Source organism: Nitrosomonas communis, assembly GCF_001007935.1.
Lineage (GTDB): Bacteria > Pseudomonadota > Gammaproteobacteria > Burkholderiales > Nitrosomonadaceae > Nitrosomonas > Nitrosomonas communis.
Genome location: NZ_CP011451.1, coordinates 2724600 through 2745499, shown reverse-complemented (window position 1 = coordinate 2745499; position 20900 = coordinate 2724600). Strand labels below are relative to the sequence as shown.

Here is a 20900-nt window from a genome sequence, read left to right as displayed (position 1 = left end):
TGTAAAAAAACTCTCATTTGACGACTGACAATATGTGCGGACGTTTTGCTCTTGCTTATCCACGTGCCAACCTGATCAAATGGTATCATGCGCTGACGATGCCAGAGATCGAGCCGCGCTATAACATCGCGCCTTCGACCGATATTGTCGTTATTCGTGACAGCGTCACTGGTCGTGAAGGATTGATGATGCATTGGGGGCTGATCCCTCCTTGGTCCAAGGACACCAAGAAGCTGCCCTTGCTGCTCAATGCACGTGCCGAATCGCTGGCAACAAAGCCAACGTTCAAACACGCCTTTCGTCGGCAGCGCTGTCTTATTCCAGCTTCTGGTTTCTACGAGTGGAAACAATCATCAGATAGCAAAAGTAAAAAGCCGTTCTATATTTCTTCCAAAGACGGTCCGCTCTCCTTCGCAGGATTATGGGAAACCGCGACAGTAGATAAGGTAATTATCAATAGCTGTACCATCATCACTACTAATAGTAACGAATTGATGCGTACCATCCATGATCGCATGCCTGTAATACTTCCTCCCCAAGCTTGGGATACCTGGCTGACTCCTTCACAGCTACCTGATGATATTTTAATGTCTATTCTTATGAAACCACTTGCTCCGGAACACATGCAGTTATGGGCAGTGTCACCTGCAGTAGGACGGATAAGTAATCAAGGAGAACAGTTAATTCAGCCGGTAAATGAATGAATTTCTAAATGGGCAGCTATCGATGAAAGCTTCATCTTATTTACCGCATGACACAGATCATCCTCAAGAAAAACTGCAGGGATCAGTAGAAAGAGTGACTTTTCACAGTGAATCATCCGGTTTCTGTGTTTTGCGAGTTAAAGTCAAAGGTCAGAGAGAGCTCGTCACCGTCATTGGTTCAGCCGCTTCTGTCACGCCAGGCGAATATATCGATTGTCTAGGTTTCTGGGTCAATGATCGGCAACACGGGCAACAGTTTAAATCTGTCTCTATCAAGATTGTTCCGCCTACTACTTTAGAAGGGATTGAGAAGTATCTGGGTTCCGGCATGATCAAAGGAATTGGCCCTCATTTTGCCAGAAAATTAGTGAAAGCGTTTGGTGTAGACGTGTTTGATGTGATTGAATGTACACCTGATCGGCTAATGACATTGCCCGGCATTGGTCGGAAGCGGTTAGAGCGCGTTACCGGTGCCTGGGCTGAACAAAAAGTCATTCGTGAAATCATGGTGTTCTTGCAATCGCATGGTGTCGGCACATCGCGCTCTGTGCGTATCTACAAAACCTATGGTGAACAGGCTATCGAAAAAGTAAGAGAAGATCCCTATCGATTGGCGTTGGATATTCACGGTATCGGGTTCAAAATAGCCGATACACTGGCACAGAAACTGGGCATTGCGCCAAATTCATTGATGCGCTCACAAGCTGGTGTCCGTCATGTATTGCAAGAATGGTCAAATGAAGGCCATTGTGCTGCTGCGCGCGATACTTTACGCGACATGGCGGTGAAGCTGCTGGACATACCTGCACCGGTTATCGAGGAGGGAATCACTGCCGAGCTCGTTGCAGGCAATCTAACAGCTGAAACCATTAATCAACAAGAAAGTATTTTTCTGACGCCGCTTTATAGAGCGGAAGTAGGATGCGCCAATCACCTGCTACGTCTCAATCAAGGCCAGCCTCCGTGGGGAACCATTGATGCGCACAAGGCTATCCCCTGGGTTGAAGAGAAGACGGGGCTTATTTTGTCAGCTTCCCAGCGTGCCGCTATCGAATTAATGTTACGGCATAAAGTGGCGGTCATCACAGGTGGACCAGGCGTGGGCAAGACCACGTTGGTTAATAGTATCCTGAAAATTTTGAAAGCCAAACAGATCCAAATCGCCCTGTGTGCGCCTACTGGCAGAGCGGCCAAACGCCTGTCTGAATCCACGGGATTGGAAGCCAAAACTGTTCATCGCCTGTTGGAGTTTGATCCAGCCATCTTTGCCTTCAAACATAATGAAGAATTCCCACTGGAATTGGATTGTCTGGTAATCGATGAATCATCCATGATGGATGTAACATTGATGAATCAATTGCTAAAAGCAATGCCTTCAAAGGCAGCACTATTGATTGTGGGTGATGTGGATCAACTGCCATCCGTGGGGCCGGGTGCAGTATTGGCAGACATCATTGACTCGGGGAAAATTGCTACCGTCAGGTTGACCGAGATTTTCCGGCAAGCGAGCACTTCAAAAATCATTACAAATTCACATCGGATCAACCAGGGGCTGTTACCTATAACCACTCATGCTCAGGGTTTGAGTGATTTTTACTGCGTCTATGCTGAGACGCCAGAGGAGATTTTTAGCAAATTAATACAGGTGGTGCTCGAACGGATACCGCAGAGGTTTAATCTGCACCCGGTTCATGATATACAAGTGTTAGCACCAATGAATCGAGGAGGGTTGGGTGCGCGTTCACTCAATATTGAGCTGCAGCAGCGACTGAATGGATCAAGTGAACCTAAGGTTATGCGTTACGGTTCAATTTATGCGCCAGGCGATAAGGTCATTCAGCAGATCAATAACTATGATAAGGAAGTATTTAACGGGGATATTGGAATCGTCCTTTCGGTCGATATCGAAGAGAGCTTGTTGCAGATTCAATTTGATGAGCGCATCGTGGATTACGATTTTAATGAGCTCGATGAAATCTCGTTGGCTTACGCCATCAGCATCCATAAGGCGCAAGGCTCCGAATATCCTGCGGTGGTTATACCTCTGGCGATGCAGCATTATATGCTGTTGGAGCGAAATCTACTCTATACAGGTGTTACGCGTGGCAAGCAATTGGTTGTGATGATTGCGCAACCCAAAGCGCTAGCCATGGCGGTTAAGAATCAGCGATCACAACGCAGAGTAACCAATTTAATTTCTCGGCTCAATAGTTGAGGAGTGTTATTCTATTTCTAAATTAAAACTAGCTTTATCAACTTTACCTTGCCGTATTATTTATATGCGAATTAAGAGCCAACTCGTAAAAATTCCAAAAAAACAGAGCCGCAGCCAGCTTTGCGAATACTGCATCACAAACCTTTTATAAGAACGAACTTGACTCACACATTCAATGCCTGTTTTTTCTTTTATCCAGGTAAATAATGCTTCAATCGGTTGTCGCACGCGAGAAATCGCTGTAGACAACCATTGATCCTGTGGTTCCAGATAATGTTACTCTTTTTGTGTTTCTTAACCGGGATCAAGACAGTCAGATTCTGAGCTTGTCTGACGTCTTCGGCGTCGGGCCCATTGATAAGCTTTATCGCCATACAGTTCATTGTGGTGCAATTGTGGCCGAATCTGATCAAATATCTTACCATCATAGTCGCTGGCGCCGGTCACACTAATATAACGTGAGTTCGACATAAGAATGATCACATCACGATTGGAAGAGCTTGAGGAAGTCTGATATTAAGCGGGGGCTTCTTCTTGCGAAAGGTGTAATTCTAATTCTCAACCGTCAATTAAACAAAAAATCAACACTATAATATCCACTTGAGTCTGATTCTTCTGATGATGAAACAATTTTTGAAAATCTTTTCAGCATAAGGAAGTCAATTTTCTTTTGCTGATTTTCTTATCCCTAACTCATGGTGTTTAACTATACTCCGCACGGCCACAGATGCAGAAAATAGAAATGCGAAAAACTCTTATAATTTAAGGCCTTCAATACCTTTAAAATCCGCAATTGTTACCGCGCTGAGTATATATTCTATGATTTGTAAATTTGAGCTGTATAGTTTGTTTTTTTGGCATTTTCTGATTGTAGATACGGTTCACCATTCAGATTATCTTATCAGCCCAAGCTGGACAACCTAACTAGATTGCTTAAGAAACATTTCTGGTTCATTATTACTCATAACGAAAGAGGAACGATGGTGGTAGAGAAGGGCAAACAAAAACGTAGTGTAACGAGGATCGCAGGAGTTATTTAACGTATAACGCGGCACATGGATTTTAACCTGAACAAAAGATATGCATCGTGCTTGAAAGGGAGTGTCAAAGAAGATTGATGTGAGCGTTGAAAAAAATAGCTGTTGCGCTTTGGGTGGTGACAGTGAGCGCTTTTGTTTTCTATTCTGTACGAGGCAACTTATCCATCAGCGCGGATGAGCACTATGCCATTCAATTGGATGCTGAGGAAAAGGATTTTGTGTTAGCTGAGATGAAGAGTTTGCTTTTATCTATTAATGGCATATTAAAGGGACTCCATGAAGACGATATGATTGCTATCTCCAAAGCCGCAAAGTCAGCGGATATGGGCATGGCCGTCAATGCCTCACCTTTACTTATGGTGAAGCTACCGCTTGAATTTAAAATGCTGGGTATGGGCTTGCATAAGGATTTTGATAAATTGTCAGCAGATACCCAAGCTGGAATAAACAAGGATCAAATCATTCATCGATTATCTGAATTGACGAGTAAATATGTGTCTTGCCACCAGGTCTATCGCTTGAGTACTGACTTAAAAGATTAGTAGGGGTTAACAACTGAAAAGAAGGCTGGCTGCCCCGAAGAGGTAAACGGCATAATGACTCGTTGCTTACGGTCGGAATAGTCGTTTTTACTTGTTCGTTATGAAAGATCGTTTGAAGTATCGACCATACATGAAGTCATATTTAACTTATCCATAGGCAGAATGAACATGCAGCTTAAATACATTGCAGCCTATTTTGCCATGCTCCTTCTCCTGGACCAGGCGATCGCAGCAGGTCAAACACAGAAAGCGGAAAATGCTGAGAGTAAGGCGGAGGTGCTGGAACAGAGAGCTGCAACCGAGGGTGGCAATAATCCTCAATCAACTACTGAAATCGTCACGAAGCCTGAAGCGCAGGCGGTCGACCCTGCTGGCAAAAAGCCTTTAGATGATGCGATCACCTGTCTTTCACGAACCATCTACTGGGAAGCCAGAGGCGATGGGACTGATGGAATGGAAGCCATTGCTAATGTTGTTATGAACCGGTTAGGCCATGAAGGTTTTCCCAATACGATTTGTGGCGTAGTCAAACAAGGACATGAACAAGGAGCCTGCCAATTTTCATGGTGGTGTGATGGCCGCTTGGATGATGCAGAGGAGGATGAACCCTATGCAATCGCCAAGGAAATAGCTAGAAAAGCACTCAATCGGCAACTACCGGATCGAACCAATGGAGCATTATATTATCATCATCATAACGCATCTCCTAGTTGGTCTGGAAAATATATTAAATGTGAATTAAGAGCTGACTCGTAAAAAATTCCAGAAAAACAGAGCCGCAGCCAGCTTTCCGAATACATGTACCATAAGCCCGTTATAAGAACGAACTTTGCTGGCACATTCAATGCCTGTTTTTTCTTCAATCCAGGCAAATAAGGCTTCAATCGGTTGCCGCACGCGAGAAACTGCTGTCGATAACCATTGATCCTGTGGTTCCAGATGGTGCTGCCCTTTTTGTTTTTTAACCGGTGTCAAGACGGTCAGATTCTGAGCTCGCCTGATGCATTCAGCGTCAGGCCGTTGATAAGCTTTATCACCGTACAGCTCATTGTTGTACAATTGTGGTCGAATCTGATCAAATATTTTGCCATCATGGTCGCTGGCGCCAGTCACACCAATATACTCAGGAATCGGCAGTGAGCCTGGTTGGCGGCGCCCTATGATATGGACCCGCACACCATGATAGTACAACTTCTTGGTAGAGCAGTAGCCTGAATCCGCCAACTGTTTCGCTACACACGCGTTAAACCGACGACCTTGCCTCGCAAGGATGACCGGAAATGAATCAGTCAACCAAACCTGCCCGGCATTCCTGGTTTCCTGTTCTTGCTGAATCAGTGCTAATAAGGGTGCAAACACATCGGCTACCCGATTCAGACGCTGAACATAAGCCACATAACCTGGAAGTCGTGGAAACCAATCGCGTAAGTGGCGATCCGCATACTCATAAATACCTTTGATCTCTCGATGCTTGTCCATTACACCGAACAGGAAGAGGGTAATGACTTCTTCGTCGCTAAAACTTAAATCCGCGTGGTTGCTCATTCTTTGACTATAAACCCAAAGATTTTGCTGATAATGCTTGCAAACATAGAGATAAATCGTTATTAATCGATTTTGCCAGTTCATTGGTTACTTTGATTGATTGAGGTTGGGTAGTGTCTTCCTCAATAGTTTAACGTTATTGATGGACTGGCTTCTATTTCAGCTCTTAATTCGCATTTAAGACGATAAAAGTGGGCAAGCATGACTTCTACAAGCCTCCTAGCGACGCGGCAAAATAGGCCCCAACACAGTCAGATTCCCGGAGAGAGCCTACATGAATATTAGTAGATGCAGGCTTGATTGATATTAGTTTGGTTTATTTTATAATAAATAATTGATATGTAACATAAATTATCAGATTCGTGAATTAGCCTAATGATTTTGAGGAAATATGAAATTAAAAATATCCACCTTAAATGGGGTAGTTCTTTTGCTGTTATTAGGCGCATGGCATGATATTTATGCTGAAGGTGCAGCAAATAATGAAACCATTTATGATCAATTTAAAAATTTTGAGTTTTGGTTTTTTGTTTTTGGCTGTGGTGTGATAAGTATTTTAGTCAAGATAGTTGATCATGCAATTCAAATAAATAAGGTGGATGACACACAAAAAATACAAAGCTTTACTAAGAAAGAAACACTTCTAGAATGGTTTCTGTGGTTTTTGTCGGCATCAATAGTTGGTTTTTTGGGAAATTTAGTAGGCTTATTTCAAGCCTCTGCTCAAGCAGCGGTTGCGATCGGATTAGGTTGGCCAACAGTATTTGCACAACTTAAAGAAAAATATGGACCTAAAACGGAAAATTAGGCTGTAATTGAACAACAAACAAATAGAACGTTCAGTAAAGAGTAGTTAAGCAAATAAATAAGTGGAAATCTTAATAACTGTGATCAAAACAGTCCCAATATTCAGGAAGGAAAACTGACCTATGCGATAGGTACTGACAGTTAATGAGTTATAGATTGATTCGGATTTTACTTGATTACGTTTGCAATCAAATATTTTTTAAAAGCTCGATAATAGCTTAATTGTTGAGAGCGTTCCGAAATTATTTATCTTGACTATATGAAGGAGTAATTTTCATGAAAATGATGGCAACTATAATAGTAACTGGAATGTTGGCGTTACTTTCGAGTACCCAAGTTTATGCATTTGCTGCTTGCCACGTAGCAGAAGCAATGGGGCATGCAGGAAAAGCACAGGCATACGCGGAAATGGGAAATACTAAAGAAGCACTCCAGTATGCAAAAGAAAGCTTGGCACATGCCAAAGAAGCAAAAAATGAGTATGGTGAAGATAACAAGCATATGGATCAAGCTATCAAATCGTTAGAAGAAGTTATCAAACAAGCATCATTAAATTATCCCAAAATTACAGCGAAACATGCTGAAGATGCACTGAGTCATATGCGTGATTCTTGTCGTTAATTGTAGAAAAAGCTAGGGCCTTAGTATGGAGGGCGTGCTTTCTCTATGATGGGATGGTAGTGTCAGAAATTCAGTGTGTTGGGGCGGTTTAAAATCTTAATTTAGAGCACGCCTAAATTGTTTTCCAAATAGAACCACAAATTGATTATCGGCCCGTTTCTTCTGGAAACTTTTTAGTTTGAGTCAAGCTATAGCTGATCCTACTACATAAAATGGCTCAAGGCATGTAGCCGCTAAAGAGCTGATCAACGGAACATCCTTCTTTTTTCTGATTATTTTGGCTTGAGTCCACTTGGGCTATATGTCATTGAAGTCTGGGGAATAAGATGGCGGGTATTCAAGTATGTGCCCGGATTAGTGATGGTTGTTTTAATATCCTGCTGTTTGTGGAATGTCGCACACTGTCCATGACGATTAGCAAACGGGCGGAGTTGGGCAAAACGGCCTGCGTAACCTAAAGGAGGAAGGCTTGTTGCGGATTGCCCTGGGATTAGGCGCTTTGATCCAGCGCGTCATACTCGCTACACCTACACAACAACGCTTGGCCACTTGCGCGATGATAAGGCCCTCTTTTTCTCGAGCAGATACTCCTCGCGGCGGAATGATAGCAGATATGTCATCTGAAAATTACAATTAATCTATGTGTAATTGACTTTATTGTTTGGCTTGTGTGTGGTAACGAACAGAATAAGTTTGCCTTCTCCCTCATGATAGCTAATCGGAAGACACGTTGTCCGTCCGGTAATATCAACCTTCAAAAGGAGATCTTATGAAAAAATTACTCATGTTAGCCGTTGCTTTAATGCTGCCTACTACTTTTGCGGTTTACGCAGAGACCAAGAGTAAAGAAGGCGATCTTAGTGATGCAGAAATTGCACACATTGTCGTTACCGCCAATCAGGTAGACATAAAAAATGGCCAGCTTGCCAAGGAAAAGGCTTCAAATGAAGACGTTAAGGCATATGCGCATCGCATGATCAGTGATCATACAGATGTCAATAAGGAAGCAGAGAGTCTAGTAAAAAAACTCAATGTAACTCCAAAAGATAATGAGATCAGTAAGACGCTTAAGTCAGATGGTGAGAAAAATATCGACAAATTGAAAGATATGAGCGGAAAAGAGTTTGACAAAGCTTATATCGATGCAGAGGTTAAGCTTCACAAGCAGGTTATTGATGTTGCTGATACCAAGCTCGTACCTAGCGTACAGAACGAGGAATTAAAAGCTCTCCTGCAAAAAGTTCGGCCCTCGCTCGTCTCGCATTTAGAACATGCTCAGAAGATTCAAGAATCATTACGTTAATACAACGCTAAAATGCGAATTAAGAGCTAACTCGCAAAAAATTCCAGAAAAATAGAGCCGCAGCCAGCTTTCCGAAGACATGTACCATAAGCCCTTTATAAGAACGAACTTTGCTGGCACATTCAATGCCTGTTTTTTCTTCAATCCAGGCAAATAATACTTTAATCGGTTGCCGAACGCGAGACACCGCTGTAGACAACCATTGATCCTGTGGTTTGAGAATAGAGTTGCCCTTTTTGTTTTTTAACCGGTGTCAAGACGGTCAGATTCTGGGCTTGTCTGACCTCTTCGGCATCGGGTCGTTGATAAGCTTTATCGCCATACAGTTCGTTGTGGTGCAATTGTGGCCGAATCTGATCAAATATTTTGCCATCGTGGTCGCTGGCGCCGGTCACACCGATATACTCAGCGACCGGCAATGAGCCTGGTTGACGCCGCCCTATGATATGAACCCGCACACCATGATAGTACAACTTCCTGGTTGAGCAGCAGCCTGAATCCGCCAACTGTTTCGCTACACACGCGTTAAACCGATGGCCTTGCCTGGCCAACGCTACTGGAAATGAATCGATCAGCCAAGCTTGTCCGGAATTCCTGGTTTCCTGTTCTTGCTGAATCAGTGCTAATAAGGGTGCAAACACATCGGCTACTCGATTCAGGCGCTGAACATAAGCCACATAACCTGGAAGTCGTGGAAACCAATCGCGTAAGTGGCGATCCGCATACTCATAAATACATTTGATTTCTCGATGCTTGTCCATTACACCGAACAGGAAGAGGGTAATGACTTCTTCGTTGCTAAAACTTAAATCCGCGTAATGGCTCATTCTTTGGCTATGAACCCAAAGATTTTGCTGATAATGCTTGCAAACATAGAGATAAATCGTTACTAATCGATTTTGCCAGTTCATTCGTTACATTGATTGATTGAGGTTGGGTAGTGTCTTCCTCAATAGTTTAACTTTATTGATGAACTGGCTTCTATTTCAGCTCTTAATTCGCATTAAAGGTCTTTATCTCAATTATGGATAGGGTATTTGAAATTGGGCGCAAAGTGGCTGATGGCTTTAAAGAAAATATCACCATTGAGTTTGACCCGTTTTTACCGAAATGGAATTATGTTGCTATTCCATCTGCCAGCATAATTTCTGGGATCATTAAATCCTGATTCTTAATGAAAAAAGCCCCTTCACCCGATGGTGATATTGGCTGTGAACAGATATCCATGGTTATAGGAGCGTCTTTTTGATCAGGGCGCTTTTGACATTGGTTTTGCCTCTTGCATGCCAATTTTTTACACTATCGCAACACCTACACACAAGCGCATAGCTATGCGTGCGCGGCATGTCATGAGCAAAGCCGCTTTCATCAAGGTAAACGATGACGCGGTTTCCCGGTAAATGCTCCGCTCTTCTTCGCTAGTCTTTGGGTGACACGCAGGCTTTTATTATAGATCACGTCCAGATATCTTAAAGCATGATTGATACCCTCGGTACTGACTCTAAACGGCCTGGCACGCTCGACGCGCTCGTACTGATACGCGCGCCCGGATGATTTTTATGTTCTGCGCCAAAATGTCCATATCGATCTGATCTTAGTTGAAGATTCGTTGCGGATTGTACTGGGGTCGGGAGTTTTGATCTAACGCGTCACGCTGGCTAGACCTACACAAAAACGCTTGGCCACTTGTGCGAGGGTAAGGTCCTCCGTTCTCTCGAACGGATAAAATTTTATAGTTAACGAATAACAAATCTATTATCCGTTAACTATAATTGATTTATATGAGGTTGGCTATATGTACCTCAGTACAATACTTTTTTCTCTTGCTCTGCAATATAGTCTATGACACCATTTCTCATGTCAGCAGGATGGAACATCCCGAAAACCATCGGATTCTGGAGGTCATCAGTTGATATAGAATGTGAAGGAGCGAGTCCTGAAATTCTGAAAATCTGAAATCCAAAGAAAATGGGGAAGGGAGGAGTTAGGATAGAAGATTTTCAGTTTTTTCAGGTTCTTGCCCTCCGGTTTCTCGTTGGGTACCTGTCACTCATGCTGTGCCGCTGCCTGACTGCTCAGAAACGCATGTGGTACATCGGACGTGTCGAGATACAAAAGATTATTTTTATAATTAACTGATGTTACGCAGCCTCACTCTGATAGCGTAAGATTCCCGGCATGAAAACAAAGTATTTAGATTTATACACGGATTATTTGATCAGCACTACCGGCTACGCGAGGGCGACCGAATTATCGGCCATGTTAGACGGGGAGATGAGTCATGATCAAGTGACACGATTTTTGTCGGAACGAAAATACACATCCTGGGACTTATGGCGGGAAGTGAAGTCAGTAGTGCGGCAAATCGAGCAGGAGGAAGGCTATCTGATTTTTGATGAGTCGGTGCAGCAGAAAGCCTGGACAGACGAGAACGAGGTTGTTTGCTGGCATTATGACCCTTGTAAAGGGCAGACGGTCAAGGGCATTAGCCTTTGAATGCGCTGTATTACAATGATGAGGTAGCGATCCCGGTGGCTTACGAAATGATTCGCAAGCCGTTGCAATATTGCGTCGTCAAAACGCGCCAAATCAAGCGCGCCAGTGAGTTCAACAAGAACGAGTTGCTGCGAGACATGCTCAAGACATGCGTGAACAACCCACTTAAATTTCGTTATGTGCTGATATCTAGTTCGCGGCGACAGAGAACTTTGAGGCGGTACTGCGTTCAGGTAAGCATTTCGTGGCGGCGTTGAAGGATAACCGGCAGGTAGCACTGACGCTGGAAGACAAACAACAAGGCCATTTCGTCAAGGTAAGCGAACTGGCGTTATCGGATCGGCAGGCAGTGCGCTGCTGGCTGAAAGGCTTCGATCAGGAAGTGCTTTTGGTACGGCGGGTCTTTACCAACAAGGACGGCAGCACAGGCACGTTGAATCTGGTTTAGAGTAGCTTTTTCTGCGAAGGTGGACAAATAGCGGCGATCTACCAAAAACGGTAGAAAGTCGAAGCGTTTCACAAGTCGTTGAAATCCAATGCGGCGCTAGCAAAGCCGCCGACCCGGACGGGGTAACCACGCAATGTAACCACGTGTTCATGTCCATTTACGCCGTATTTAAGCTGGAATGTTTGAAGATCAAGCATAAGGCCAACCATTTCGCCCTGCGGGCGAAGCTATCTATTAAGGCAACCCAACAGGCTTATGCTGAGTTGCAAAAGTTAAAGGCTGCGTAACATCAGTAATTAATATAAATCAAAAACTCTACGATAGTTTTTTTGTAAGTTCTCAACTCATACTTGCTGTATTACTTATCGATTTTATGTGAGATCTTTATCCGCGGCATAACAGATAGTTTCTACATCTGGCAATCCATCTTATTGTGACATCTTTTCCTTCTTCAAAGAGTTGCTTATGCTTGATATTCTTTTCGACACTGTTGTTATGCGTCCCTATGTATTTGTCTTTTTCATGGTATTTCTTTTGATCTGTATACCACATATAGGTTGGCGTAAGACTTTTACTTTCACCGGCGCAGCATATCTGATAGCTTTTATATCAGAGAAACTTTCCATTAGCACCGGATTTCCTTATGGTTGGTACTATTACATAGACATCACAAGCTATAAAGAGTTATGGGTTTGGGGAGTGCCCTTCTTCGATTCACTTTCCTATGTCTTCCTGACTTACTGCAGTTACACTACAGCACTATTCATTTTATCGCCCTTGGCTACACGCGGTTTTGATCTAATTACACTAGAGACGCGTGCCATTCGACATTCATGGGCAGCTTTAATACTAGGGGCTTTCTTGCAGACCTTTCTAGATATCATAATAGATCCGGTAGCACTACAAGGCGATCGTTGGTTCCTCGGACAAATATATAACTATCACGAGCCAGGGTTACATTTTGGAGTACCGGTCTCAAACTATGCTGGCTGGTTGTTAACCAGTTTGGTGCTAGTAGCTGTTCTTCAACAGATAGACCGTAGAGGTGAGGAAAAAGCCCCTTACGGAATTTTTGCTATGCCATTTCGCTCGCTGTTAGGGCCGCTTCTCTATTTATCAGTGCTTATCTTCAACTGGGTGGTATCGTTTTATATTGGTGAGTATCTGATTGTATTAACGGGCGTCTTTATATTTACGTTACCAATTCTCATGGTAATAATCTTAGCTGTTATGCGAGTTAACCGCTACCGTGAGGAGGAGTTGCAGGAGCATTTGAAAGATTATCCTTGTTCGCTTCTCAATAGGATTAAAGAATGAGTGAGAGGTGTTGTTATATATAAATTACATCGGGTTAAATGCGAATTAAGAGCTGAAATAGAAGCCAGTCCATCAATAACATTAAACTATTGAGGAAGATATCACCCAACCTCAATCAATCAATGTAACGAATGAACTGGCAAGAGCGATTAATAACGATTTATCTCTATGTTTGCAAGCATTATCAGCAAAATCTTTGGACTCATAGTCAAAGAATGACGTGGTCAAGTAAAATCGGACACCTCAGTTAAGCTGCTTTTATCGATTCTGCTGCTTCTGCTTCATATTGATTCGGACTTTTGTAATCCAGGTATGAATGCAGTCTTTGGTTGTTATAAAACACGGCGATATACTGCAAAATATCCTGCTGTGCTGCATGGCGGGTTTGGTAATGCCGCCATTGGCAGCGTTCCTGCTTGAGGCTGCCAAAGAAACTTTCCGCAACCGCATTATCCCAACAATTTCCCAGACGACTCATGCTGCCAATAAAACCGTATGCTTTCAGTAGATTGCGGTATGCTTTACTAGCATACTGCGACCCACGATCCGAATGCACGATCAGGCCAGGCGGTGGCCGGCGTAGCCAGATCGCCATTCGTAATGCATCACAAACCAGTGTTGCTTTCATCCGTGAGCTCATACTCCAGCCCACCACCTTTCGGGAGAACAAATCGATAACAATCGCCAGATACAGCCAGCCTTCCTGAGTCCAAATGCAGGTAATGTCGCAAACATAGACTTGATCCGGTCTGGCAACCGTAAATTGCCGATTCAATTGGTTCTCAAACACTGGCAACGGGTGATTGCTGTCCGTCGTCACCTTGTATTTCTTCCGGTGTTTCACTTGTATCCCGGCTTCTTGCATTAGTCTTCTCGCCTTCCAGCGACCAACCCGATAGCCCAAGGCACTTAGCGCTCGCTTCATCCTGCGACTGCCATAGGTATAATCGCATGATTTTGCAATATTCTGCACAGCATTAAGTAGTTGCCTGTGGTGTAGATCATCCGGGCAATTGCAGCAGCGTTGTTCATAGTCATGAGTCAAGCACTGCGACTGACACCCAATAGCCGGCACATGAGGCCGACCGGGTAGGTCTTTTTCTTTTGGGTGATGAACGAATACTTCACTTCGTTTCTTTCGCGAAAAAGACCGCCGCCTCCTTTAGTATTTGCCGCTCAAGCTTTAATTGCTTGTTTTCTAGTTTAAGCCGCCGGATTTCTTCCTGCTCCGGTGTCAGTTTCCCATTACCGCGGAATGCCTGACCATTAGTATCCGCCTGGCTTTCCCTGATCCATCGCCCAAGCATGTTAGCCCTGATTTCCAGGTTTCTGGCAGCTTCTGCTATCGTTAATCCCTGATCCAGTACCAAGCTGATTGCATCCAGCTTGAATTCCTTTGTATAGTGTTTCCTAGGTTCCATTTCATCCTCCAATTAAGACTATTTTCTCTTAACTGGAGTGTCCGGGTCTATTAGACCATATCAGAATGAGTCATTACGCAGATTTAAGCTTTAGTGATGAAGAAGTCATTACTCTCTTCCTGTTCGGTGTAATGGACAAGCATCGAGAAATCAAAAGTATTGATGAGTATGCGGATCGTCATTTACGTGATGGGTTTCCGCGACTCCCGAGTTATGTAGCTTATGTTCAGCGCCTGAATCAGGTGGCTGATGTATTTGCGCCCTTATTGGCACTGATTCAGCAGGAACAGGAAACCAGGGATCCCGGGCAGTTTTGGTTGAGCGATTCATTTCCAGTGGCAAAGGCCCCAAGCAAGGCCATCGGTTTAAGGCGTGTGTAGCGAAACAGTTGGCGGATTCAGGCTACTGCTCTACCAGGAAGTTGTACTATTATGGTGTGCGGGTTCATATCATAGGACACCGTCAACCAGGCTCATTGCCGGTCCCTGAGTACATCGGTGTGACTGGCGCCAGCGATCGTGATGGCAAGATATTTGATCAGATTCGGCCACAATTGCACCACAACGAACTGTATGGTGATAAAGCTTATCAACGGCCTGACGCCGAAGAAGTTAGACAAGCTCATAATCTGACTGTCCTGACACCAGTTAAAAAACAAAAAGGGCTACACCATCTGGAACCACAGGATCAATGGTTGTCTACAGCGGTGTCTCGCGTGCGGTAACCGATTGAAGCCTTATTTGCCAGGATTGAAGAAAAGACAGGCATTGAATGTGCCAGCAAAGTGCGTTCTTATAAAGGGCTTATGGTGCATGTCTTCGGAAAGCTGGCTGCGGCTTTATTTTTCTGGAATTATTTGCGAGTTAGCTCTTAATTCGCATTTAAGTAGCCAGTAGAGTTGCTCAGCTTTTTAAGGTAACTAACTAGAACCATGGTAATCCAATATTCAGGTTTATCCGGCTTGATGAGTTATCTATGCAGAATATATAGTGTAATAAGTACATTGCGGAACTGCACTGATGCATGCGCCAAGAGTGAATGTCTGTCTCGTACTTATGCATTCATTTAATGGATATTTTCACAAAAGATAGCAAGAAGCGCTGTGAATAAGCATTTGCAAGCGTTGAATGTTGAATCAGTGTTGTTCCTAGGTAGAAAAATAGCAAGAGACCAGACTGCTTAAATTCATTTGTAGATCATGAAGTAAAAAATCTTTGCGCTAATTTCGCATAAATCAGTGCTATAAATAGGGTCAAACAATTAAGTGTGCATACTTGGCCATTACTCTTATAACGCTTATCTACCCGATTACGGTAATAACAGTGAATGTGCTTGAGCAATTGATGAAAGATAGCGTGATGTGTTCAATATGTATGGGCCGCGTCTTTGCTTTATTGATAGACCTGGACCCGATAATTCTATTTCCCAATCAGAAATAACACGAAGACAAACTGTAGACATTATATAAACAATACGACAAAAAACCCAACAAAATCAGGTTTGATTTAGAAATGGGATAAGATGTACATTTAAAACTTGCATTAAGTTCAATACTTATTGGAGAAATTTATGCGCTGGAAAACTGGACGTCGTAGTCAGAATATTGAAGACAGGCGTGGATTACGTATCTCTAGAGCTGGACTTGGGGGCGGAAGTATAGGAATCGTCATTTTAGTCCTTCTAGCGATGTTTCTGGATATCGATCCACGTATCATTATGCAAGGAGCAGAAATTTTAGAGGGCGGGGTTCAATCATCTCAAACAGAAACTCAACCTATTATTTCTGGTCAGGAGGAGGCAAGGGAATTTACATCCGTGATTCTTGCAGATACAGAGGATACTTGGAAAGTATTATTTCCTGAGCAGTTAAATAAAAGTTACAAAGAACCTACGCTTGTTTTATTCAGTGGTGTTGTACAGTCCGCATGTGGTTTTGCACAAGCCGCAATGGGTCCATTTTACTGTCCCGCTGACCAGAAGGTTTATATAGATCTTGATTTTTTTGATGATTTAAAAAAATTAGGTGCTTCTGGAGATTTTGCACGAGCATATGTTATCGCCCATGAGATTGGTCATCATATCCAAACCTTGTTAGGCATCTCTAATCATGTTATGACCTTGAGGAGGAGTATGAATGAAACCCAAAGAAACGCACTATCTGTTCGACTGGAATTACAGGCAGATTGTTTTGCTGGTGTATGGGCAAATAATGCACAACGTGCACGCAATATTCTGGAAAGTGGTGATGTTGAAGAAGGCTTAAATGCTGCCACAGCTATTGGTGATGATCGTTTACAGAAACAATCACAGGGCTATATTGTTCCTGAGTCTTTTACTCATGGAACTTCAGAACAGCGAGTTCGCTGGTTTAAAAGGGGGCTGGAATCGGGAAAAATTAGTGAGTGTGATACATTCAAAACTAAAAAACTATAGATAGAAAGCTAATACTAGCGCAAGATGGTTATTGTGGTTAGAGTTGCTTGTAGGCAAAAGGAGATCCTTACGATAATCTCCTGGCAGAGGACCCTTATCGGCCTGCATAACTGGAAGTGATCAGATAATATGGTCCTTGGCAATAAATCATTATTAATGGCAGAGTTGGAAAGAGCGTGTTTTGGTCATGAGCGAGCCATAGAGAGAGCCGTACATTGCAGTTTGATTGAAATTAGAGGGTCTGTGGAAAACTCGAGACGATCCTTATTTATTGGTCATGATGGGATCGAGCGTTGGGCGGATCGGTTGGGTCTGACAATCGTATCAATAATTGGGGGAAATGAACCATTTATCTTCTTGCAGTATCCAGTTAAGCTAGACAATGGCGGAATAATTGAAGGACTGCAAGCATTCGGCCAGTCTGTGTGTCTGCTAAAAGCATGAACTAGGAGATCTCGAGTAAGCTTCATTGCTATAAATTTGGCAAATAGATGCGATAGGGTAAATGAGCGCAAAGTACCCTCCAATATGAACGCTCCAGTGGGAGCTGGCGTAAAATATTCTATAGTGCCTACAGAAGATTCTTAAAAAATGCGCTGGCAAGGACTATCATCGGGCTATGTAAAGCGGAAGCGATTCGGCATCGTGATATATACCAATTGATCTTACCGATGAATATGTCAAGCACGGAGTGGATAAACTGGCTCAGCGATCGCGGGTGCTGGACCCGATTGACAACCTGCATTTAGCGATAAAGCTGGGAAGGGCATATTATTTTCAGTAGAAAGACCCAGGCATAGTGGTTTTGACTCAAACTTCCGAGTTTTCCGGAAATTCGGAGGACTCATCGGTAAGAATGTTTATTCTTGGAAGAATCTGGACTTTGCGACAGAATCTTTACAATTATTCCATTTTTATGTATTCAATGTCATGTTCTCTCATCTAGTTAGCTGCTTGACTCAGCTATCTATATCTATATCTAGATTAAAGCTAAGCATTTATAAAGTTTAATTGTTTCTATTATGGAAACGATTTATTTCTATTATTAAGACTTATTTTTTGTTTTTTGCATCGGTATCCTATAGCATAGGAGTGAATTTTAATACGGATCATGAGGTTAATACATTAAAAAACATGCCGTTATTGTGAGTAAAAATATAAAAAATCACATCCAAATATTAAGTAAAGCGCCATTTGAAATTGTCTATTCAACTATAATCGTTTCCTTCAAAGAACGCATTTTCATTGCGGTTATTGTTAATAAAATACTGACGTATTATTTTGATAATAATTTTTTTAAATAAAGAAACAGGGTGAAATTAAAGTAAGTTGACGGAGATAAGATGATTAAAAAACTGACTTTATTGATGATTGGAATAACGCTTGGTTCCCTAGTTGGTTGTGCACAAATGAATACAATAGGGAGCATTCAGAGCAATGAAGCTTATAGTGCTAAGCTGCGTAATATAGATCCTAACAATCATGATGCCATAGCAAAACATTACGAAGATGCGGCTAATGAGATGAAAGCAAAGCTGCAGGAACAGAAAAAACTGCTTGAGGAATATGAAGGTCATAGTAACGCTTATGGCCGGAGAGGCCAAGACCGTCAGTCACATATTACTGCTAAAATCCGCCAGTATGAAAATTCTATCAAAGAGAATTTGAAAGAGGCCTCTATTCATCGAAAAATGGCTGAAGAAGAAAAACGAGAACTCGGTTTTAACAAATAAAGGAAACGTGAGCTCTTAAATGCGAATTAAGAGCTAACTCGCAAATAATTCCAGAAAAATAAAGCCGCAGCCAGCTTTCCGAAGACATGCACCATAAGCCCTTTATAAGAACGCACTTTGCTGGCACATTCAATGCCTGTCTTTTCTTCAATCCTGGCAAATAAGGCTTCAATCGGTTACCGCACGCGAGACACCGCTGTAGACAACCATTGATCCTGTGGTTCCAGATGGTGTAGCCCTTTTTGTTTTTTAACTGGTGTCAGGACAGTCAGATTATGAGCTTGTCTAACTTCTTCGGCGTCAGGCCGTTGATAAGCTTTATCACCATACAGTTCGTTGTGGTGCAATTGTGGCCGAATCTGATCAAATATCTTGCCATCACGATCGCTGGCGCCAGTCACACCGATGTACTCAGGGACCGGCAATGAGCCTGGTTGACGGTGTCCTATGATATGAACCCGCACACCATAATAGTACAACTTCCTGGTAGAGCAGTAGCCTGAATCCGCCAACTGTTTCGCTACACACGCCTTAAACCGATGGCCTTGCTTGGGGCCTTTGCCACTGGAAATGAATCGCTCAACCAAAACTGCCCGGGATCCCTGGTTTCCTGTTCCTGCTGAATCAGTGCCAATAAGGGCGCAAATACATCAGCCACCTGATTCAGGCGCTGAACATAAGCTACATAACTCGGGAGTCGCGGAAACCCATCACGTAAATGACGATCCGCATACTCATCAATACTTTTGATTTCTCGATGCTTGTCCATTACACCGAACAGGAAGAGAGTAATGACTTCTTCATCACTAAAGCTTAAATCTGCGTAATGACTCATTCTTTGACTATGAGTCCAAAGATTTTGCTGATAATGCTTGCAAACATAGAGATAAATCGTTATTAATCGCTCTTGCCAGTTCATTCGTTACATTGATTGAGGTTGGGTGATATCTTCCTCAATAGTTTAACGTTATCGATGAACTGGCTTCTATTTCAGCTCTTAATTCGCATTTTAATTAATAAGTATTAAATTAAGTATTCCTCAGTTTATTTTACTTTATCGGTAAATGACAAACATTGTTATCGCTTCTAATTATGAAATATCAATCTCGATCAAATCTATTCATACCGCACTTGTAGATTATGAGAATGCTACCATAATGCATCAACTATAGGAAAAATCTGTTTTCAGATTTTTATATACCTCTGCAAGATTTGTTATTAGCCTCTCGTGTAACAACTTCGTTTGTCTCGGCTCTTAATCCCTCTGGCTTCAAATAAAAATCGGTTTGATCATTTAATGCAAATGCAGACTGTTTATTTATTCTTTTCAAACCTAAAATTATTCTTCAAAACAGTATCTGAAACATACAAACGCGACTAGAAATACCCAACTTTTAACCAGCTTAGACCAGAGATAGTACAAATAAGTATTTATTTTTTCTAAAATGGGTTTTCGTTCACAAATTTTGGTTACATCCTTAGCGGCGGTATGTGTTCTGAATCGTACTGCATCAGCGCTTGAGGTAAAGGCACCTCGGCAAAGCGCCGTGCTTGACTGCAACGTGGCGCGTCAGGACGAAACGGTTTGCTTGGCCTGCAATATTTACTTCGAGGCACGTGGCGAGTCATTAAGGGCGCAGATCAATGTTGCGAGAGTAACGCTGGAACGGCTTGATAGTCCAGCCTACCCAAGGACCCTGTGCGGCGTGGTCTGGCAACCGCACCAGTTTTCATGGACTCGCGATGGTAAAACCGATAAGGTATACGACGGTGATGCCTGGGCCCGGGCATTATTCTTGGCCGGGACAATGGTTTCTGATTATCGGTTTGGGAATAAATACACCGATAATGGTAAGGCGATGAATGGAGTGCTGTGGTATCACAGCAAAAAAGTCAAACCGAAGTGGTCACGTAAAATGCGCCATCACATCACTGATGGTGAACATATTTTCTACCGCAAGCGCTAAGAAGGATACAAGGGGAGATTAAGAAGGCTCTATTGCATTATTGAACTGTCTTCGAATTATCGGAGGTTTCATTTCTTGAGAATGAAGCTATGAATAAATCGATAATAAATTTACTCAAATTTAGCAAGATGATTGTTCGCATGGTGTTAGATTACGAAGCCGATTAGATTATGAACCTCTAGGAAAAGCGGTTGGACAGAATAAAGGTATGGATACCCAGGTATGAGGCCTCAGGGGCTTTTTTGCAACAAGAATCAATGCTGCGTCCATTTATGTGCTATCAAATAAGGTCATGAAATTCAGTATAT

Annotated in this window: 24 protein-coding genes and 1 pseudogene; 18 read left to right on the top strand and 7 right to left on the bottom strand. The window is 42.8% G+C overall.

Annotated features, from left to right (window positions below):
• Positions 1 to 32 precede the first annotated feature (32 nt).
• Both AAW31_RS12535 and recD2 read left to right on the top strand, forming a co-directional pair.
• A complete protein-coding gene (locus AAW31_RS12535; protein ID WP_046851758.1) occupies positions 33 to 704 on the top strand; it encodes an SOS response-associated peptidase in 672 nt (223 codons plus the stop codon).
• The gene (recD2, locus tag AAW31_RS12530) at positions 697 to 2919 is read left to right on the top strand and encodes an SF1B family DNA helicase RecD2 (protein ID WP_200899629.1); all 2223 of its coding nucleotides are present in this window, start codon (positions 697 to 699) and stop codon (positions 2917 to 2919) included. Before AAW31_RS12535 ends, recD2 begins: the two co-directional genes overlap by 8 nt.
• 294 nt (positions 2920 to 3213) lie before the next feature.
• Here the strand turns inward: recD2 and AAW31_RS21405 are convergent, their stop codons facing one another.
• Complete coding sequence (locus AAW31_RS21405) at positions 3214 to 3390, bottom strand: hypothetical protein (RefSeq protein ID WP_158441512.1); 177 nt, start codon at positions 3388 to 3390, stop codon at positions 3214 to 3216.
• A 655-nt stretch (positions 3391 to 4045) separates the two neighbouring features.
• On the opposite strand from AAW31_RS21405, the gene AAW31_RS12520 reads away from it, so the two are divergent.
• Positions 4046 to 4501 carry a hypothetical protein gene (locus tag AAW31_RS12520; RefSeq protein ID WP_046850480.1) on the top strand — a complete coding sequence of 152 codons (456 nt, stop codon included), beginning with the start codon at positions 4046 to 4048 and terminating at the stop codon, positions 4499 to 4501.
• Between the two features lie 168 nt (positions 4502 to 4669).
• Positions 4670 to 5257 (top strand): cell wall hydrolase, encoded by a 588-nt coding sequence (locus AAW31_RS12515; protein ID WP_046850479.1) that lies wholly within the window; start codon positions 4670 to 4672, stop codon positions 5255 to 5257.
• Here the strand turns inward: AAW31_RS12515 and AAW31_RS12510 are convergent.
• Complete coding sequence (locus tag AAW31_RS12510) at positions 5240 to 6130, bottom strand: transposase (RefSeq protein WP_046849350.1); 891 nt, start codon at positions 6128 to 6130, stop codon at positions 5240 to 5242. The two genes, AAW31_RS12515 and AAW31_RS12510, sit on opposite strands and share 18 nt — an antisense overlap.
• Positions 6131 to 6437: 307 nt before the next feature.
• Here AAW31_RS12510 and AAW31_RS12505 point away from each other — a divergent pair, with 307 nt between their 5' ends.
• The 4 genes from AAW31_RS12505 (at position 6438) to AAW31_RS12495 (ending at position 8777) form a co-directional block, all read left to right on the top strand.
• Positions 6438 to 6854, top strand: coding sequence for a hypothetical protein (locus AAW31_RS12505; protein WP_046850478.1), 417 nt, complete (start codon positions 6438 to 6440; stop codon positions 6852 to 6854).
• Positions 6855 to 7129: 275 nt separating this feature from the next.
• The gene (gene smbP, locus AAW31_RS12500) at positions 7130 to 7474 is read left to right on the top strand and encodes a small metal-binding protein SmbP (RefSeq protein WP_046850477.1); all 345 of its coding nucleotides are present in this window, start codon (positions 7130 to 7132) and stop codon (positions 7472 to 7474) included.
• 469 nt (positions 7475 to 7943) lie between these two features.
• Positions 7944 to 8111, top strand: coding sequence for a hypothetical protein (locus AAW31_RS21400; RefSeq protein ID WP_158441511.1), 168 nt, complete (start codon positions 7944 to 7946; stop codon positions 8109 to 8111).
• A gap of 132 nt (positions 8112 to 8243) precedes the next feature.
• The gene (locus AAW31_RS12495; protein WP_052752237.1) at positions 8244 to 8777 is read left to right on the top strand and encodes a DUF4142 domain-containing protein; all 534 of its coding nucleotides are present in this window, start codon (positions 8244 to 8246) and stop codon (positions 8775 to 8777) included.
• Between the two features lie 161 nt (positions 8778 to 8938).
• Here the strand turns inward: AAW31_RS12495 and AAW31_RS12490 are convergent, their stop codons facing one another.
• Positions 8939 to 9688, bottom strand: a complete 750-nt coding sequence (locus AAW31_RS12490; protein WP_046850476.1) for a hypothetical protein — start codon at positions 9686 to 9688, stop codon at positions 8939 to 8941.
• A gap of 113 nt (positions 9689 to 9801) precedes the next feature.
• Here AAW31_RS12490 and AAW31_RS20825 point away from each other — a divergent pair, with 113 nt between their 5' ends.
• The 4 genes from AAW31_RS20825 (at position 9802) to AAW31_RS12475 (ending at position 13038) form a co-directional block, all read left to right on the top strand.
• On the top strand, positions 9802 to 9945 hold the full coding sequence (locus tag AAW31_RS20825) for a hypothetical protein (RefSeq protein ID WP_144412954.1): 144 nt from the start codon (positions 9802 to 9804) through the stop codon (positions 9943 to 9945).
• A gap of 1010 nt (positions 9946 to 10955) precedes the next feature.
• Positions 10956 to 11273: a hypothetical protein gene (locus AAW31_RS22250; protein WP_148906926.1), complete on the top strand. Its 318-nt coding sequence runs from the start codon at positions 10956 to 10958 to the stop codon at positions 11271 to 11273.
• Positions 11274 to 11517: 244 nt separating this feature from the next.
• Positions 11518 to 11721: a hypothetical protein gene (locus AAW31_RS22245; RefSeq protein ID WP_200899628.1), complete on the top strand. Its 204-nt coding sequence runs from the start codon at positions 11518 to 11520 to the stop codon at positions 11719 to 11721.
• Between the two features lie 465 nt (positions 11722 to 12186).
• On the top strand, positions 12187 to 13038 hold the full coding sequence (locus tag AAW31_RS12475; protein ID WP_046850475.1) for a carotenoid biosynthesis protein: 852 nt from the start codon (positions 12187 to 12189) through the stop codon (positions 13036 to 13038).
• Between the two features lie 247 nt (positions 13039 to 13285).
• Here the strand turns inward: AAW31_RS12475 and AAW31_RS12470 are convergent.
• Positions 13286 to 14459 (bottom strand): annotated as a pseudogene (locus AAW31_RS12470) (IS3 family transposase).
• 65 nt (positions 14460 to 14524) lie between these two features.
• On the opposite strand from AAW31_RS12470, the gene AAW31_RS20820 reads away from it, so the two are divergent.
• Together AAW31_RS20820 and AAW31_RS22240 are read left to right on the top strand one after the other, a co-directional pair.
• A complete protein-coding gene (locus tag AAW31_RS20820; protein WP_046850474.1) occupies positions 14525 to 14839 on the top strand; it encodes a hypothetical protein in 315 nt (104 codons plus the stop codon).
• Positions 14773 to 15183, top strand: a complete 411-nt coding sequence (locus AAW31_RS22240) for a hypothetical protein (protein ID WP_200899627.1) — start codon at positions 14773 to 14775, stop codon at positions 15181 to 15183. The genes AAW31_RS20820 and AAW31_RS22240 overlap by 67 nt, the downstream gene beginning before the upstream one ends.
• A 472-nt stretch (positions 15184 to 15655) precedes the next feature.
• On the opposite strand, the gene AAW31_RS23700 is transcribed toward AAW31_RS22240, so the two are convergent.
• The gene (locus AAW31_RS23700; RefSeq protein WP_082110446.1) at positions 15656 to 15811 is read right to left on the bottom strand and encodes a DUF4372 domain-containing protein; all 156 of its coding nucleotides are present in this window, start codon (positions 15809 to 15811) and stop codon (positions 15656 to 15658) included.
• A 217-nt stretch (positions 15812 to 16028) separates the two neighbouring features.
• Between AAW31_RS23700 and ypfJ the strand changes: the two genes are divergently transcribed.
• The 3 genes from ypfJ (at position 16029) to AAW31_RS12440 (ending at position 18625) form a co-directional block, all read left to right on the top strand.
• On the top strand, positions 16029 to 16892 hold the full coding sequence (ypfJ, locus tag AAW31_RS12450; protein ID WP_046850473.1) for a KPN_02809 family neutral zinc metallopeptidase: 864 nt from the start codon (positions 16029 to 16031) through the stop codon (positions 16890 to 16892).
• A gap of 243 nt (positions 16893 to 17135) precedes the next feature.
• Complete coding sequence (locus AAW31_RS20810; protein WP_144412953.1) at positions 17136 to 17336, top strand: hypothetical protein; 201 nt, start codon at positions 17136 to 17138, stop codon at positions 17334 to 17336.
• A gap of 899 nt (positions 17337 to 18235) precedes the next feature.
• Positions 18236 to 18625, top strand: a complete 390-nt coding sequence (locus AAW31_RS12440) for a hypothetical protein (RefSeq protein WP_082110445.1) — start codon at positions 18236 to 18238, stop codon at positions 18623 to 18625.
• Between the two features lie 176 nt (positions 18626 to 18801).
• Here the strand turns inward: AAW31_RS12440 and AAW31_RS22235 are convergent, their stop codons facing one another.
• Together AAW31_RS22235 and AAW31_RS22230 are read right to left on the bottom strand one after the other, a co-directional pair.
• On the bottom strand, positions 18802 to 19212 hold the full coding sequence (locus AAW31_RS22235) for a hypothetical protein (RefSeq protein WP_200899627.1): 411 nt from the start codon (positions 19210 to 19212) through the stop codon (positions 18802 to 18804).
• Positions 19146 to 19544: a hypothetical protein gene (locus tag AAW31_RS22230; RefSeq protein ID WP_046850470.1), complete on the bottom strand. Its 399-nt coding sequence runs from the start codon at positions 19542 to 19544 to the stop codon at positions 19146 to 19148. The genes AAW31_RS22235 and AAW31_RS22230 overlap by 67 nt, the downstream gene beginning before the upstream one ends.
• 526 nt (positions 19545 to 20070) lie before the next feature.
• Here AAW31_RS22230 and AAW31_RS12425 point away from each other — a divergent pair.
• The gene (locus AAW31_RS12425) at positions 20071 to 20592 is read left to right on the top strand and encodes a cell wall hydrolase (protein ID WP_052752236.1); all 522 of its coding nucleotides are present in this window, start codon (positions 20071 to 20073) and stop codon (positions 20590 to 20592) included.
• Positions 20593 to 20900: the final 308 nt, after the last annotated feature.